This is a genomic window from Micromonospora sp. NBC_00617 (genome assembly GCF_045161355.1).
In the GTDB taxonomy this organism is placed as follows: domain Bacteria; phylum Actinomycetota; class Actinomycetes; order Mycobacteriales; family Micromonosporaceae; genus Micromonospora.
This window is the reverse complement of the sequence record NZ_CP107751.1, coordinates 6,525,146-6,540,092: the sequence shown is the minus strand read 5'-3', so window position 1 is coordinate 6,540,092 and position 14,947 is coordinate 6,525,146. Positions and strand designations below refer to the sequence as shown.

The window sequence follows — 14,947 nt, the reverse complement described above, 5'->3', positions numbered from 1 at the left end:
GCGCGCTGGGTGGCGTCGCCCCGGCGGGGCCGGTCAGTACGCGGGCAGTGACGGGTCGATCTGCTTGATCCACGACAGGACGCCGCCCTGCACGTGGACGGCGTCGCGGAACCCGGCCGCCTTGAGCGCGGCGAGCGCCTCCGCCGAGCGGACGCCGGACTTGCAGTGCAGCACGATCTGCTTGTCCTGCGGGAGCTTCGCCAGCGCCTCGCCGGAGATGATGTCGCCCTTGGGGATCAGGGTCGCCCCCGGGATCCGCACGATCTCGTACTCGGCCGGCTCCCGCACGTCGACGAGGAAGATGTCCTTGCCGGCGTCCTGCCACTCCTTGAGCTCCAGGGCGGTGATGGTCGAGTCGAGCGTCGCCTCCTGGGCCTCCTCGGAGACCGCGCCGCAGAAGTCCTCGTAGTCTTCCAGCAGGTCGGTGACGGTCGGGTTCTCGCCGCAGAGCACGCAGTTCGGGTCCTTCCGGACCTTGATCTTGCGATACTCCATCTCCAGGGCGTCGTAGACCATCAGGCGGCCGACCAGCGGCTCACCGATGCCGGTGAGCAGCTTGATGGCCTCGTTCACCTGGATCGAGCCGATCGACGCGCAGAGCACGCCGAGCACGCCTCCCTCGGCGCAGGACGGGACCATGCCGGGCGGCGGCGGCTCCGGGTAGAGGCACCGGTAGCAGGGGCCGTGCTCGGCCCAGAACACCGACGCCTGGCCGTCGAAGCGGTAGATCGAGCCCCAGACGTACGGCTTGCCGAGCAGCACCGCCGCGTCGTTGACCATGTACCGGGTGGCGAAGTTGTCGGTGCCGTCGACGATCAGGTCGTACTGGGCGAAGATCTCGCGGACGTTCTCGCGGTCCAACGCGGTGTTGTGGATCTCCACGTTGACCAGCGGGTTGATCTCGCGGATCGACGCGGCGGCGGACTCGGCCTTGGATCGGCCGATGTCGGACACGCCGTGGATGACCTGGCGCTGGAGGTTCGACTCGTCGACGGTGTCGAAGTCGATGATGCCGAGGGTGCCGACCCCCGCCGCGGCGAGGTAGAGGAGGGCGGGCGACCCGAGGCCACCGGCGCCGACACAGAGCACCCGGGCGTTCTTCAGCCGCTTCTGCCCGGCCACCCCGACGTCCGGGATGATCAGGTGGCGCGAGTAGCGGCGGATCTCGTCAACGGTCAGCTCGGCGGCGGGCTCGACGAGCGGGGGCAACGACACGGTGGACTCCCCGGGATCGGCGGTGTGAACCGCGCCATTGTTGCTCGCCCGGGCCCCTCTCGGCCATGAGGGAGGACACGTGGCCCGCGATGCGGGAGGGGAATAACTCGCGTCCGGTCGGTCAGGGGACGATGTCGCCGCCGTAGCGACGGCCGTCGAGGTAGGGCCAGGCGTTGGCCACGCAGCCCGTCAGCCCGTACGTCTGCTGCTGCATCACCGGTGCGGGCTCCCCCGGGCCGGGGCATGCCTCGTGCTGCTCGCCGAACTCGTGGCCGACCTCGTGGTTGATGACGTACGTGCGGTACGTCTCCAACGGGGCCCCGTAGTCGGGCACCGCCTCCTGCCAGCGGGCCAGGTTGATGATGACCTGGCCGGGCAGCCGGCAGGAGGTGTAGCGCTCGGTGGTCAACCCGCCCTCGGCACACATCCGCTCGGATGTGACCGGGGTGGCGAGGTAGACGGTGAAGTCGGCGGCGTGGACGTCGGCCACCCGCTGCACCCGCAGCTCACCGGAGGCGATCCAGCTGCGCGGGTCGGCCAGCACCTCGTCCACCCGCGCGGCGAACGCGTCGGCGTCCTGGCCGCTGCCCCGTTCGACCACGACCCGGTAGCGGCGCAGCGGTCCGTCCGTACCATGCACGGGCGTTCCCCCGTCGGCGACGGTGAAGCGTCCCGCGCCGACCGACGGGTAGCCGCTGGGCACCGGGTGGGCCTTACCGCCGCCCAGGCCCATCCCGCCCTGGGTCGGGGTGGGCGGTGCGTAGGCCGTCGGTTCGTCGCCCCGCGTCGCGGTCACGCCGACGCCGACGGCGGTGGCGGTGGCGGCGGCGGCGGCCACGAGCAGGCCGAGCAGCAGGTTGCGGCGGCGGCGTCGGCGCATCCGCATGAGCGGGGGACGCGCACCCTCGTACACGGACCGGTCGGGCGGCTCGGGCGGGCCGTAAGGGGACGACGGCGTCATGACGTCCAGCCTGCCAGATTATTCGGGCAATTCTCCGCTTTTCGCTTCTATTGCCGCCATGCGTCTGATGGGGGCCGGATGATCAGAGAGCCGGGCCGGCGTAACGCCGACCGTTGACGTACGGCCACGGGTTGACCCGGCACCCGTTGAGAAAGAGGGTCTGCTGCATCATCACCGGCGCCGGACGCCCCGCGCCCGGGCAGCGCTCGTGCCGGTGCCCGAGCTGGTGACCCACCTCGTGGTTGACCACGTACGTCCGGTAGACCGCCAGCGGCACGCCCGCCGACACGTAGTGCGGCACCGACAACCGCCACCGATCCAGATTGATGATCACCTGGCCGGGCGCGCGGCAGGAGGTGTACGGCCGCCCGCCGATCCGGATGTCCACGCCACCCTCGGCACACATCCGGCCCGCCGTACGGGCGGTCGCCAGGTAGACGGTGAAGTCCCGGGGAGCGTCCCCCGGGACCTGCTGCAACCGCAGCCGGCCGCTGTCGACCCAACTGCCCGGCCCGGCCAGCGCCACCTGGACGGCCTGCGCGAACGCGGCGATGTCCTCGTTGCTGCCCGACTCGACCGCCACCCGGTAGCGGCGCAGCTCACCCGACCGGCCCAGCACCGGGCCGGAGTGGTCGTCGTGGCCGAACCGACCGGTCCCCGCGGTCGGCACCGCACCGGGCATCCGCAGCACCGGCGACGGGCTCGGCGACGCGGCGGTGGCGGTGGCGGTCGGCGGCGGATCCGCCGACGGCGGCAGCGGCCCGGCCACCAGCGGCGGCCCGATCTCGTCGGCAGTCAGCCGATCCGGTGGCACGCCCGGACCCTCAGCGATCACGGTCACCGCCCCGCCGACCGCCAGCAGCACCGCCACCAGCTGGGCGATCAGTGCGAGGCGACGGCGGCGGCGAGCGGACCTGAACATTCCGGTCAGCCTGCCAGATCGGACGGCCGAGCGGCCTCCTCCGTTTCGGCGAGCAGGCCCACCACCGCCCGGGCGACCAGCCGGGGAACCTCCAACTGCGCCACGTGACCGACACCGTCGAGCATCAGCAGGCGGCTGTCCGGGATGACCCGGGCCGTCTGGGGCGCGACGCGAACGTCGACCAGCTTGTCCTGCCGGCCGCCCACCACCAGCGTCGGCGCGCGCACCGCCCCGGCGAGCCGCCACAGCGAGCCCGCCCCCGGCAGGTACGCCCGCAGGAAGCTGGAGACCAGCCCCCGGAACGTCCGGACGTACGCGGCCGCGTAATGCTCCGCCTCGTACCGCACCCGGATCTCCTCCAGCGCCTCGGCCCGGCGCTGATCGCAGATCCGGCTGAGGTCGGCGACGCACGCCTCCAGCACCTGCTCGGCCATCACCTCGGGCGCGAGCTGGGTGAGTCGCCGGGCGACCAGCCGTTCACCCCGTGGAATGGCGAGCACCGGCAGCATCCGGCCCTGCAACGACCGCCGGAAGTCCAGGAACGGCAGCGCCGGAGAGATCAGGGTGAGGGTGCGCACCAGGTCGGGCCGCAGCCCCGCCACCTGGACCGAGACCGCGCCGCCCAGCGAGTTGCCGAACAGGTGCACCGGCCCCCGGCCGGAGTGCTCGATCCACCGGATGACCAGGTCGGCGAAGGCCGGGATCGTGTAGCGCGGGCCCGGCTCGCTGCGGCCGAACCCGGGCAGGTCGATGGCCTGGCCGTCCAGCCGGTCGGCGAGCAGCCCGGCCAGGTCGGTCCAGTTCTGCGACGAGCCGCCCAGCCCGTGCACGTACAGCGCCGGTTCGGCGCCGACGGTCGTCGCCGGAGTGTCCCGCACGTAGGTGACGACGCCGTCGAGGCGGACCTCCCGGCCCGGCCACGGCGGCGGTACCCCGACCTCGGGGAGGAGATGGTCCGGCCAGAGGGAGGCGCGCTTCATCCTCCCAGTCTGCCTCGGCCCACTCAGGACAGCAGCGCCTCCAGCCGACGGTTGACCGCCGCCAGCGTCGCCCGGACCACCGCCTGGCGCGGATCGCCGGCCACCAGGGCCGAGCCGGCGAGCTGCTCGACCCAGCCCTCGCAGACCAGCAGCACCACCACGGTGGCCACCTCGCAGTTGCCGAACGGCACCACCGCCGCGTGCTCGACGAAGCAGCGGCCACGCTCGGCGTTCTCGGCGCCGCGCAGCAACTCGTCCACGGCGGCGGCCGCGGCCACCGCGCAGAGACGCAGCACGTAACCGTCCACCGCGGGCCCGGTCGCGTACCCGGCCGCGCTGTCGTCGCCGGCCAGCAGCCGCACCTCCACGTTGGCGTCCAGACCGAAGGTGCTGACCTGCACGTGGTCGATGACCACGCGCGGCCCCGGCACGCCGCCAGTGTCCAGAGGCCGGGAGGGCGCCGACTCCGTCGTGGTCACCTGACCGCCGGAGTACGACGTACCGACCGTCGCCGGGCTGCCGGTGGCTCCGCCGGTGGGCGCGGCCGAGACCGAGCCCGGTTCCTCGACGGTGGCGCGGCCTCGGTGCGGGGCGCCCGCCCGCCGTCGACGCGCGGCGTCCGGCCCGACCCACTGCTCCGGGCCCGCCGGCATGGCCTCGACCCGACCACCCGAGGGTCGAGCGACCGAGGACGACTCGGCGGTACGCGGTTCCGCGCCGATGTCGCGCGGCTCAGCAACTCGTCGCTCGGTGGCGCGCGGCTCGGCAGCGCGACGGCGGACCGGCGGGGCTGGCGTGGTGGGTAGGCCGGGCATGTTCTGCGGGGCGGCGGCCAGCCCCATCCGTTCCTGGAGCAGCCGGGCCACCTGTCGACTCACCTCGGCCGGATCGGCACCGTCGGCCAGGTCCAGTCGGAGACTGTGCGCGCCGGCCGGCGTACGACGCAGGGCGGCGTCCCGAACGCCCGCCACCTCCCGTACCGCGTCCAGGATGGCATTGACGTCGAACCCCTCGGGACGCTCCCGCAACGGAGCGGGCTCGTCGTCGCGGCGCAGGTGGGTGGCGATGCGAGCGAGTTCGGGGGTTTCGGCGGGTGGTTCCACGGCTGGCGGCTCCGGCACAACGGGCACGTCCGGTTCCGCGGGGACGCGCTGCGGCAGCACCGCCGACGTGTCGGGCCGTCGCCCGCCGTCGGCGGGCTCGACCGGCGACGCCGGGTCGGGGGCGGATCGGCGAGCCGCGTAGGGAGGGGCGGACGCGGGTGACTGCCGGTCGTGACGCCCGGGGCCGCTGGTGGCGGAGGCCGGAACGGCACCGGCCGAGGGCGGGGGGCCGGCGAGGGAAGGACCGGTCGCCGTCGGGACGGCGGCCGGCTCGGCGGGCGACGGCTCGGGCGGCTCGGGGGTCGCCGGTCGGAGCCGGAACGGTGCGGTCGGCCGGACCGGGCCGGTCGACTCGCCCGCGTCGCTCGCCCGGGGAGAGGCCGCCGGCCGGGTGGCCGGCCAGGAGGGATGCTCGGCCGGAGCTGCCGGAATGCGTCCCTCGGACCAGTCGGGTCGCTCGGCCGCCACGGGTGTCGGCGATCCACCGGCCCACGAGGGCCGCTCGGCCACCGGACGGACCGGTGCCGCTGGTGGCGGCGCATCGGTCACCGTCGCCGGCGGGCCGGCGGGCGGCGGCGGCTCGACCGGCGCGGGCGGATCGACAGGTGCCGGGCCCGCCCAGGACGGGCGCGTACTCGCCGGTGCGCCGACGGACGTCGGATCGCCGGCCCTGGACGGGCGCGACGGCGGGACGCTGGTCGGCGTCGGATCCGAGCCGCCGGCCCAGGAGGGGCGGGGCGGCGGTGGGAGCGGCGACGCGGGGCCGGCCCAGGACGGGCGCGACGGCGGGGCACTGGCCGGCGTCGGGTCCGAACCGCCGGCCCGGGAGGCGCGGTCAGCGGCCGGGGGGCCACTCGTCGGCTCGGCACGGCCGGCGCCGCGCGACGCGGACCCTCCAGCCCACGACGGACGCTCGACCGCCGGCGGACCACTCGTGGGGGCGGACCCCCCAGCCCAGGAGAGGCGTTCAACGGCCGGCGGGCCGCTGATCGGCTCGGCACGGCCGGCGCCGCCCGACGCGGACCCCCCAGCCCACGACGGACGCTCAACAGCGGGCGGGCCACTCGTGGGGGCGGGACCGCCGGCCCAGGACGGACGCTCGGCGGCGGGCGACGCGGTGCGCGGGGGCACGGGCGGGCCGCTGGTCGGGGTGGGGTCCGTGCCGCCCGCGCGAGGCGACGGGTCGGCCGCCGCGCTGACCGGGGCCGGCGCGGCCCAGGACGGGCGGTCCGCGGGGAGCCCGCTGATCGGCTCGGGCGTCGGACCACCGGCCCAGGAGGGCCGCTCGGTCGGCTCGGGCCGGGAGACTGCCGGCGGCACGCTGGTCGGAGTCGTGGCCGGACGGTCACCGGCCCAGGACGGGCGCGTGGGCGTGCCGGAGTCGGCGTCCGCCTCGGCCTGGGGCGCGTCCCGGTTGATGTCGTACGCGCGGGGCGGCTCGGCAGGCACCGGCTCGTACGGGCGGGTCGGCTCGGCGCGCACCGGCTCGTACGGCAGGTGGGGCTCGGCGACCCAGCCCGGCGCGGACTCGTCCCGCGCCGGTCGGCCGGCCGACTCGCCGTCCTGGCGGGACCAGGGCGGCGCCCACCCACTGCCCCAGCTCGGGCGGTTCCAGCTGGGCCCGGACCAGTCCGGCTCGATGGACGGCGACTCACCCGCTCGGTGCGTGTCCTCGCTGGGGCGCTCCGACTCCGAGTCGTCGCCGCGCCCGGAGGCACGCCCCGACTCGGCCGCTGCCTCGGCCGCGGGCGGGGCCTGCCAACCATGCGAAACGGCCGGTTGATCGTCGACGGCCGGCCGTTCGCCGGTGGGCGCGCGGAGACCGGCCGGAACCTCGAAACCCGAGGCGGCCGTGCCGACGGGCGGCACCTGAATGGCGGCTGGCGTGCTGGGCAGACCGGGGTCGGCCCAGCGGACGCCGCGCGGCGCGGCAGGGTCGGTGGTGGAGTGCCGGGCCGGGCCGGTGTCGGCCTCTCCCGCTCTCTGCTCCCCGGCCGGCGCGGGACGCTGGGCGGGCACCACCAGCCGGCCCCCGCCCACGTCGGGCCGGTCTTCGGCGGCCCGCCCGGGCGGCGCGCTCACCGGCGCCTGGCGGCCCGACGAGGCCCCGCCGCCGAGGTGCGCGACGCCGTTGATCTCCGCATCGCCATGGCGGACGCCGTTGATCTCGCTGTCGCCGCTGCTGTCGCCGCTGCTGTCGCTGTCGATCTCGGCCTCGTCGTGGTGGACACCGTTGGTGTGGTGGCCGTTGACCCGGGCCGGGCGCTCGGAGTCACCGGTCAGCCCGGGCAGAGGCGCGGGCAGGTCGCCGTGCCTCGTGGAGGAGGCGTGCCAACCGGATGCGGGGGGTCGCTGCCACGGTGGTGCCTGCTCCCCGGCCGCCTCACGCTCAATAGACGGGGACCACCCGCCCGTCGAGGGCGCCCACCCGCTGCCGGAGCGGCCCGGGTCGTCGTGCTGACCCGTTCCGTCACCATGCTCTCCCGGGGTGGCGGCTCCGGGTTGCCCTGTTTCACTCACCGCGCGCTCCTTGGTCGCCCTCGCTGAGGCTACCGTGTGGGGAGAGTGGCGATAAGTTACAGCGGCGGGCCATTTCCACGACGCGGTCGAGGGCCGCCCCGGTCTGGGGGGAAAATGCCGGCTCGTACGGAGAACTCGGAGGATCCCATGACCGCTGTGGGGAACGGCGCACAGACCGCTGGCAGGCCCACCCGCCTGCCCCGCTCCGCGCGCCGTAAGCAGCTGCTCGCGGCGGCGCAGGAGGTATTCGTCGCGCAGGGCTACCACGCCGCGGCGATGGACGACATCGCCGAGCGGGCCGGGGTTTCCAAGCCGGTGCTCTACCAACACTTCCCGGGAAAGATGGACCTCTACCTGGCCCTTTTGGACACGCACTGTGACGCCATCGTCGCTCAGGTGCACGAGGCGATGCGCGGCACCAGCGACAACAAGGAGCGGGTCAGCGCGTCGGTGCGCGCGTACTTCGACTTCGTCGATCACGAGAGCGAGGCGTTCCGCCTCGTCTTCGAGTCGGACCTGCGCAACGACCCGGCGGTGCGGCAGCGGGTGGAGCGGGTCGAGCAGGGCTGCATCGCGGCGATCACCGACACCATCATCTCCGACACCGGCGTGAGCCGGTCGCACGCCGAGTTGCTCGCCTCCGGGCTGGTCGGCGCGGCGGAGACCGCCGCACAGTTCTGGCTGGCCGGAGGCCGGCAGGTGCCGAAGGCGGAGGCCGAGGCTCTGGTGGCGGCGTTGTCCTGGCGGGGCATCGCGAGCTTCCCGCTGCAAGGTGAGTCAGCCTGACCGTCGACCCCGTGATCGGATAGCCTTCGCAGGGCGGTTATCGCCCCAGTTGAGGAGGCACAGTGGAGGTCAAGATCGGCGTGCAGTACGCGCCGCGCGAGCTGGTTCTGGACAGCGCGCAGTCGCCGGCCGAGATCGAGCAGATCGTGACCGACGCCTTCGCCGGCAACGGCGGCACGCTCTCCCTGACCGACGAGAAGGGCCGGCGGGTCATCGTTCCGGTCGAGAAGGTCGCCTACGTCGAGATCGCCGAGGCGTCCCCGCGAGCGGTCGGTTTCACCGTTCGCTGACCGGTCCGGCCGTCGCGGCAGGTCGGTGTTCCCAGGCCACCTGCCGCGGGCCGGTTCCGCGCCCGACGAGTCACGGTCAGTTGTTCAGTCCGGCGACCGCCATCCGCGCGGTGTGCGCGGCGGTGAGCCTCCCGAACAGTCCCGGCACGTCGACCCGGCCGCCCCGCGCGATCAGCGCGGTGAGTGCGGCCCGTTCGGCGGCGACGCGGCCAGCCTGGGACAACGCCTCGCCGACCAGCCGCCGGGCCCACATGGAGAGCCGACCGGCCACCCGGGGATCGGCGGCGACGGCCACCCGGATCTCGGCGACGGCGAACTCCGCGTACCGGAAGTCGTGCAGCACGTCCAGCACCAGCGTCCGGTCGGGCTCGTCCAGCGCGTCGGCGATCTCCCGGATGAAATCGTCGGTGATCGCGTCGCCCACGTACGCCTTGGTGACCACCTCCGCCCAGTCCCGCGGCTCGGTGGAGTCGTGGTACGCCTGCAACGGCTGCACGTATGGCGTCATCGCCTCCTCGGGCGGCACACCCAGCGCGGTGAGCCGGTCGGCGAGCCGGCGGTAGTTGCCGATCTCGGCTGCGGCCATCTGGCTCAGCGCAGCGCGTCGGCGCAGGTCGGGGGCGAGTCGCGCGTCGCCAGCCATGCGTTCGAAGGCGAGCAGCTGACCGAAGGCGACTAGGCCCAGCAGGTCGGCGACGGCGGGACCGGGGGTGGTCGGCGCGGACACGAGCGCAGGCTACCGTGCGGGACCAGCGCCGGGTGGCCCGTGCGGGGCACGGACGAGCACCCGCGCAAATGAGGCGCAGGTCACATCCAGTGCCCCCGCGTGCCGGCTGGCCGACCGGGAATCGGGACGTGAGCTTGCCTGTTCAGGTAGCATAGAGCAGTTGCCGTGGGCGCCGATCTGATCGAAGCTCAGCCCGCGGCGCGCGTGCGGCCCGGTCCGGCTCGGCACTCTGCCGCCGACCGTGTGGCCCGCGTCAAACCGAACGCGCCCTGAGGACGAGACGGGGCGCACCCACGAGAGGGCACCCCCACATCCACATGAGCGAGCTGACTCAAGATCTGATGGACGGCCAGGAACTGGCCCCCACCGCCCCGGTCCGACCCGAGGCTCCCACCTTCGCGGCCCTCGGCGCCCGCGAGGAAACCGTCGAGGCGCTGGCCGCGGCCGGCATCACCCGCGCGTTCGCCATCCAGGAATACGCGATCCCGATCGCGCTGCGCGGCGTCGACCTGATCGGCCAGGCGCCCACCGGCACCGGCAAGACCCTCGGCTTCGGCGTACCGCTGCTGGAGCGGGTCTTCGCGCCGAGCGAGGGCAGCGACGGCGTCCCCCAGGCGCTGGTCGTCGTCCCCACCCGTGAGCTGGGCATCCAGGTCGCCAAGGATCTGGCCGCCGCCGGCCGGACGCGCGGCGTCCGGGTGCTGCCGATCTACGGCGGCGTGGCGTACGAGCCGCAGATCGACGCGCTGCGCAAGGGCGTCGAGATTCTGGTCGGCACCCCGGGCCGACTGATGGACCTGCAGAAGCAGAAGCACCTCCGGCTGGACCGGGTGCACGCGCTCGTCCTCGACGAGGCCGACCGGATGCTCGACCTGGGCTTCCTCGACGACGTCGAGAAGATCCTGGCGATGCTTCCGGAGGACCGGCAGACGATGCTGTTCTCGGCGACCATGCCGGACCCGATCGTCACCCTGTCCCGGCGTTTCCTGCGCCAGCCGATGACGATCCACGCCGGGCACACCGCGGAGACCGGGCCGTCGCCGCAGACCCAGCAGCTGGTCTACCGCACCCACTCGATGAACAAGGTCGAGGTGGTGGCGCGCATCCTCCAGGCGGAGGGGCGCGGGCTGACCATGATCTTCACCCGCACCAAGCGGGCCGCCGACCGGGTCGCCGAGGATCTCGACTTCCGCGGGTTCGCGGTCGCCGCCGTGCACGGTGACCTCGGCCAGGGCGCCCGTGAGCGGGCCCTGCGGGCGTTCCGCGCCGGCAAGATCGACATCCTGGTCGCCACCGACGTGGCGGCCCGTGGGCTGGACGTCACCGGCGTCACCCACGTGATCAACTACGACTGCCCGGAAGACCAGGACACCTACACCCACCGCATCGGTCGTACCGGCCGGGCCGGGGCGACCGGCGTCGCGGTGACCTTCGTCGACTGGGACGACATGCCGCGCTGGCGGATCATCGACAAGACCCTCGGTCTGGAGATGCCGGAGCCGCCGGAGACGTACCACACGTCGCCGCACCTCTACACCGACCTGCACATCTCCACCGAGGTCAGCGGCACTCTGCCCACTGCCGAGCGCACCCGGGCCGGGCTGTCCGCCGAGATCGAGGAAGATCTGGGCGGGACGACCCGCTCCCGCCGGGGCGACAGCGGCGGTCGGGGCCCTCGACGCGGTGAGAGCCGCGGCGACGGCCGGGGTGAGCGTCGTGGCCGCGGCGACGGCCGCCGGGACCACACCGACGCCGGCACGCCGGCTGCCGAGGCACCCACCGACGCCGCCGGCGACGAAGCCAGCCGCACCCCGCGCCGCCGGCGTCGCCGCCGCGCCGGCGAGACGGTTGCGGGCGAGCCGACCGCGGTGATCTCGGCCGAAGCGGCACCGGCAGAGCCGGCCGTCGCCGCCGCCGAGGGCGAGGCATCGAAGCCGCGCCGCCGCCGGCGCCGCCGTGGTGGCGGTTCCGGCGCGGGTACGCCGGCCCAGGCGACCGCGGACTGACGCAGCGAGATCCACCCGGCATCCCCCGCACCGCCTCAGCGCGGTACGGGGGATGCCGCCTTCCCACCCCACCTGCCAAAGATGGAACGATGCCGGAACCACTGGATGCCGCCCTGACCGAGGTTCGTGCACTGCTGCTCGACCCCGCGCTGACTCGTGCGGTGGCCGCCGGGCGCCGCCGCGGACACCGACCCACGGTCGTGCGGGCCGAGCTGCGCCCGGTGACGCTCAAGGCCGGCCCGCGGTTGCAGATCGCCACCTCCGACGGCGCGCGCCCGCACACCCGCAACGTCGCCCCCGGTCCCGAGGCCGCCGTGGCGGTCGACGAACTCCTGGCCGAGCCCTTCGGCAACTGGCACGTGGAGACCGCCGACGCGACCCTCCAACTGCGGGTGACCAAATCCGGTGAGGCGCAGGTGCACCGGGCCGCGGCGACGCGACCGGCGGCGACGCCGAGTGGCAACGACCGGACCAAGGAATACCTGCTCGATCCGGGCGACCCGATCTTCGCGGAGATCGGCGGCTCGGCGGCCAAGCGCCGCCAGGTCGACGCGTTCCTGCGCGCTCTGGCCGCGACCCTGCCCGCCGATCTGACCGGCCCGCTGCGGGTGGTCGATCTGGGCTGCGGCAACGCCTACCTGACCTTCGCCGCGTACCGCTACCTCGCCACTCGTGGGCTCGACGTCGAGCTGATCGGCGTGGACGTCCGGGAGGACCAGCGGCGGCGTAACACCGAGTTGGCGCAGCGACTGGGCTGGGCCGACAGGGTCAGCTTCGTCGCGGGCACGATCGCCGAGGCCGTTGTCGACCCCGCCCCGGATCTGGTGCTGGCGCTGCACGCCTGCGACACCGCCACCGACGAGGCGTTGGCCCGCGCGGTGCGCTGGGAGGCCCGCTGGGTGCTCGCCGCGCCGTGCTGTCACCACGACCTGGCCAGGCAGCTACGCGCCCAGCCCACCCCGGCGCCGTACGAGCTGTTGACCCGGCAGGGCATCCTGCGCGAACGCTTCGCCGACGTGCTCACCGATGCGCTGCGCGCGGGGCTGCTGCGGGTGCACGGGTACCGGGCCGAGGTGGTGGAGTTCGTCGACTCGCAGCACACGCCCCGCAACCTGCTGATCCGAGCCCGCCGTAGCGGCAGCACCGGCGACCCACGAGCGGCGGAGTACCGCGAACTCGTCGACCAGTGGCGGGTCACACCCCGGCTGGAGACCCTGCTCGCCGCCGACGAGCCGCCCGCCGTCTACGACCTGGGCGGCAACACTCTGTAATGCAGTTTGGCAGTCAGCCGGCCGAGGCCAACAGATCTTCAGCCAAAGCATGAGTGGCGGCCGACACGACGAGAGGATCGCCGATACCCTCCTCGGCTCTTCCCGCCATCACCGATCCCGGCGCTTCGGGGCCTGCCGCGAACAGGTTCGCCAAGAATCCCAGGGCCTGCTCAGTGGCCCTCCCTGCCAGGTCATCAGCCCGCAGTCGCCGCAGGCTGGCTGCAAGTTGCTCGGTTCGCACCGCCACGAGAAGACGGTAAATGTCGTGCGCGTCCTTGTCCACTAGACGCTTAGGCGTCTCCTGCCGCTCGCCAATCTTGTGCAATTTTGCCACCAGTAAAGCGGCAGGGCCCGCAACATTGGCCGCATAGACACGGCTGTCGCCTGGAGCGAGCGCACGTATGTCAAGCGCGACGTGGTCAACGACGACAGCCTCCAATCCGACCGCTCTCCTCGCAGCGCTCTTCGAGTGCGGCGGAATTTTCGCCGCGCGGCGACCTGATCCACCGGCAAGTGCCTCCGGGACCATCAGGTCAACGGGAATGCCCTTGTGGTTCAGCCATGCCCCAGGCTGGTGTGCGCGAACATCGAGATGAAACCCGGCGGCCCGCATGGCCTCCTCCAGCAATGGCTCCTGAGGGAGCGCGCGTGCGTCAAGTGCAAGGTCACAATCTTTGGTGGCCTCTGCCAATGCGACGGGCGCGGCCCCCGTGTGCAGGTAGATGGCCTGGGCTCCCACCACAACCACAGCGTCGGCATGGCGCCGGAGGGCTTCCAGTGCATCCAGCAACGCGCCACGTGCGGCTACAAGGAGATCACCGTCGCCAAGCCCGCTCATGCTCCTCCATCCAGGCGAGGAGTTCCTGCCCCTCGGCAGGAGCCCGCCCAGGACCTGTTAACAAATCGACAGCGGCTTGGCTCGGTGCCACATAAACCAAGCCCTCATCCTGCACCAGCCGTTCGAACACGGCGTCGTACTTCCCTTGAGCGAGCAGCACGTTTGCACCCGTATCAACGGGGCGCAGCTTGAGTTTTTCGGCGGCTTGGGCCGCGTCGTCCACATAAAGCATCGCCAGCTTGGCCGGCGCGTAAGGCGCTAGACGGTGTGCCGCCAGAGATCCCGTCAGCGCGTAGCGCAATCCGTGCGCTCCCCGCAGGTCTTCCTGCAATGCAGGAAGGCCTCGCGGACTCAAGTACGCGCTGACACTATTGCTGCGCTGAAAACCGTAATCCTCGCTCCATCGCTCCAGGATGCGACGCCACTCGACGTGCGTTATCGGGCCTCCTCGCACACGTGTGACGAGCGCTTCGCGCTCAAGGAACTCGACGACTCGGTACGTCGCTCCTGTCGATGCGCCAGACAGGCGTACCAGGTCTGGAACGCTCATGTCTGCAGCGACGTCCACCAGGGCACGCACGACACGGGCCGCTGGGGGCCCCTGCAGGGTGCCGCGCGGCCGGCCTGGCCCACGCCAGGGGTCTCGATCGGCACCCCTGTCACGCAGGTACATCGCCGGACGTTCAAGCGATATGTGCATGTTGCCAGTAGCGTCAACATAGGAGACCTTGCGCTCCTCCAGCCATGCCCGAGCGGAAGACCCGAGGTATCGCGCGGCGATCATCGGCAACGGACGATCGACGTGAGGCAAACTGCAGGAGCGAAGTTGGTCGAGGGCCGCGGCAAGATCACGGGTGACCACCAAGCGCTTTGCCTCGATGAAGAAGACCGCTTTCGTCCCGTCAAGGGCGGTCAACTCAGCTACCCCGTCGATCCGGCTGCCTATTGCTTGCTCAGCAAGGTGGATCGACCACCCAGGCGGCAGTCGATCCGCCACGAGCGCCACAGCACGGCGGAGGACATCGACCTCGCGCTCCGGCGGCGCATCAAGGGCTGCCTTGCCTGAGGCCCGCACGCCTCACCCCCTAGCCGGTTCGGGAAACTGGCCAATTCCGTTTTCAACGGAACCATCCTATATCCGGAACCGCCCACGCCGAGCATCTCGCCCCGCCCGGCGCGCCACCGTCCAGCGACTCGATCGGAGACGACCGCCAGTGGTCAGAACTGGGGCGTGGCCGCGATCACCTGTGCGAGCCGTAGCCTGCCTTATCAACGACGAACCGGACCGCCAGACAAGCCGCACCTGAAGTTCCGTCCAACTCCGGGTC

General features: G+C 72.9%; 13 protein-coding genes. 5 read left to right on the top strand and 8 right to left on the bottom strand.

The features are described 5' to 3' along the window. Positions 1-33: 33 nt before the first annotated feature. The 5 genes from moeZ to OG505_RS30295 all read right to left on the bottom strand — a co-directional run bounded on the left by moeZ (position 34) and on the right by OG505_RS30295 (position 7,701). Entirely contained in the window at positions 34-1,215 is a 1,182-nt protein-coding gene (gene moeZ / locus OG505_RS30315) for an adenylyltransferase/sulfurtransferase MoeZ (protein ID WP_405429422.1), read from the bottom strand. A gap of 121 nt (positions 1,216-1,336) precedes the next feature. Further along, entirely contained in the window at positions 1,337-2,176 is an 840-nt protein-coding gene (locus tag OG505_RS30310) for a DUF3152 domain-containing protein (protein ID WP_405429421.1), read from the bottom strand. Between the two features lie 82 nt (positions 2,177-2,258). Then, complete coding sequence (locus OG505_RS30305; RefSeq protein ID WP_405429420.1) at positions 2,259-3,098, bottom strand: DUF3152 domain-containing protein; 840 nt, start codon at positions 3,096-3,098, stop codon at positions 2,259-2,261. Between the two features lie 5 nt (positions 3,099-3,103). Beyond that, a complete protein-coding gene (locus OG505_RS30300) occupies positions 3,104-4,078 on the bottom strand; it encodes an alpha/beta fold hydrolase (protein ID WP_405429419.1) in 975 nt (324 codons plus the stop codon). Positions 4,079-4,101: 23 nt separating this feature from the next. After that, entirely contained in the window at positions 4,102-7,701 is a 3,600-nt protein-coding gene (locus OG505_RS30295; protein ID WP_405429418.1) for a hypothetical protein, read from the bottom strand. A gap of 147 nt (positions 7,702-7,848) precedes the next feature. On the opposite strand from OG505_RS30295, the gene OG505_RS30290 reads away from it, so the two are divergent. Both OG505_RS30290 and OG505_RS30285 read left to right on the top strand, forming a co-directional pair. Then, entirely contained in the window at positions 7,849-8,487 is a 639-nt protein-coding gene (locus tag OG505_RS30290; RefSeq protein ID WP_039909051.1) for a TetR/AcrR family transcriptional regulator, read from the top strand. Between the two features lie 62 nt (positions 8,488-8,549). After that, complete coding sequence (locus OG505_RS30285; protein ID WP_030329796.1) at positions 8,550-8,777, top strand: DUF3107 domain-containing protein; 228 nt, start codon at positions 8,550-8,552, stop codon at positions 8,775-8,777. A gap of 76 nt (positions 8,778-8,853) precedes the next feature. Here the strand turns inward: OG505_RS30285 and OG505_RS30280 are convergent, their stop codons facing one another. Continuing rightward, positions 8,854-9,504 (bottom strand): ferritin-like fold-containing protein, encoded by a 651-nt coding sequence (locus OG505_RS30280; protein WP_405429417.1) that lies wholly within the window; start codon positions 9,502-9,504, stop codon positions 8,854-8,856. Positions 9,505-9,821: 317 nt separating this feature from the next. Here OG505_RS30280 and OG505_RS30275 point away from each other — a divergent pair, with 317 nt between their 5' ends. Both OG505_RS30275 and OG505_RS30270 read left to right on the top strand, forming a co-directional pair. Beyond that, positions 9,822-11,510: a DEAD/DEAH box helicase gene (locus tag OG505_RS30275; protein WP_405429416.1), complete on the top strand. Its 1,689-nt coding sequence runs from the start codon at positions 9,822-9,824 to the stop codon at positions 11,508-11,510. Between the two features lie 89 nt (positions 11,511-11,599). Continuing rightward, on the top strand, positions 11,600-12,781 hold the full coding sequence (locus OG505_RS30270; protein ID WP_405429415.1) for a class I SAM-dependent methyltransferase: 1,182 nt from the start codon (positions 11,600-11,602) through the stop codon (positions 12,779-12,781). A 13-nt stretch (positions 12,782-12,794) separates the two neighbouring features. On the opposite strand, the gene OG505_RS30265 is transcribed toward OG505_RS30270, so the two are convergent. Next, the gene (locus OG505_RS30265) at positions 12,795-13,619 is read right to left on the bottom strand and encodes a GSU2403 family nucleotidyltransferase fold protein (RefSeq protein WP_405429414.1); all 825 of its coding nucleotides are present in this window, start codon (positions 13,617-13,619) and stop codon (positions 12,795-12,797) included. Continuing rightward, a complete protein-coding gene (locus OG505_RS30260; RefSeq protein WP_405429413.1) occupies positions 13,597-14,169 on the bottom strand; it encodes a hypothetical protein in 573 nt (190 codons plus the stop codon). The genes OG505_RS30265 and OG505_RS30260 overlap by 23 nt, the downstream gene beginning before the upstream one ends. Before the next feature lie 276 nt (positions 14,170-14,445). Here OG505_RS30260 and OG505_RS30255 point away from each other — a divergent pair, with 276 nt between their 5' ends. Then, positions 14,446-14,685, top strand: coding sequence for a hypothetical protein (locus OG505_RS30255; protein ID WP_405429412.1), 240 nt, complete (start codon positions 14,446-14,448; stop codon positions 14,683-14,685). Positions 14,686-14,947: the final 262 nt, after the last annotated feature.

Bases quoted from the DNA above. Each gene is read 5' to 3' on its own strand.
- OG505_RS30305 (WP_405429420.1), bottom strand. From the start codon at position 3,098: ATGTTCAGGTCCGCTCGCCGCCGCCGTCGCCTCGCACTGATCGCCCAG.
- OG505_RS30300 (WP_405429419.1), bottom strand. From the start codon at position 4,078: ATGAAGCGCGCCTCCCTCTGGCCGGACCATCTCCTCCCCGAGGTCGGG.
- OG505_RS30270 (WP_405429415.1), top strand. From the start codon at position 11,600: ATGCCGGAACCACTGGATGCCGCCCTGACCGAGGTTCGTGCACTGCTG.
- OG505_RS30290 (WP_039909051.1), top strand. From the start codon at position 7,849: ATGACCGCTGTGGGGAACGGCGCACAGACCGCTGGCAGGCCCACCCGC.
- OG505_RS30265 (WP_405429414.1), bottom strand. From the start codon at position 13,619: ATGAGCGGGCTTGGCGACGGTGATCTCCTTGTAGCCGCACGTGGCGCG.
- OG505_RS30310 (WP_405429421.1), bottom strand. From the start codon at position 2,176: ATGACGCCGTCGTCCCCTTACGGCCCGCCCGAGCCGCCCGACCGGTCC.
- OG505_RS30260 (WP_405429413.1), bottom strand. From the start codon at position 14,169: ATGAGCGTTCCAGACCTGGTACGCCTGTCTGGCGCATCGACAGGAGCG.
- OG505_RS30275 (WP_405429416.1), top strand. From the start codon at position 9,822: ATGAGCGAGCTGACTCAAGATCTGATGGACGGCCAGGAACTGGCCCCC.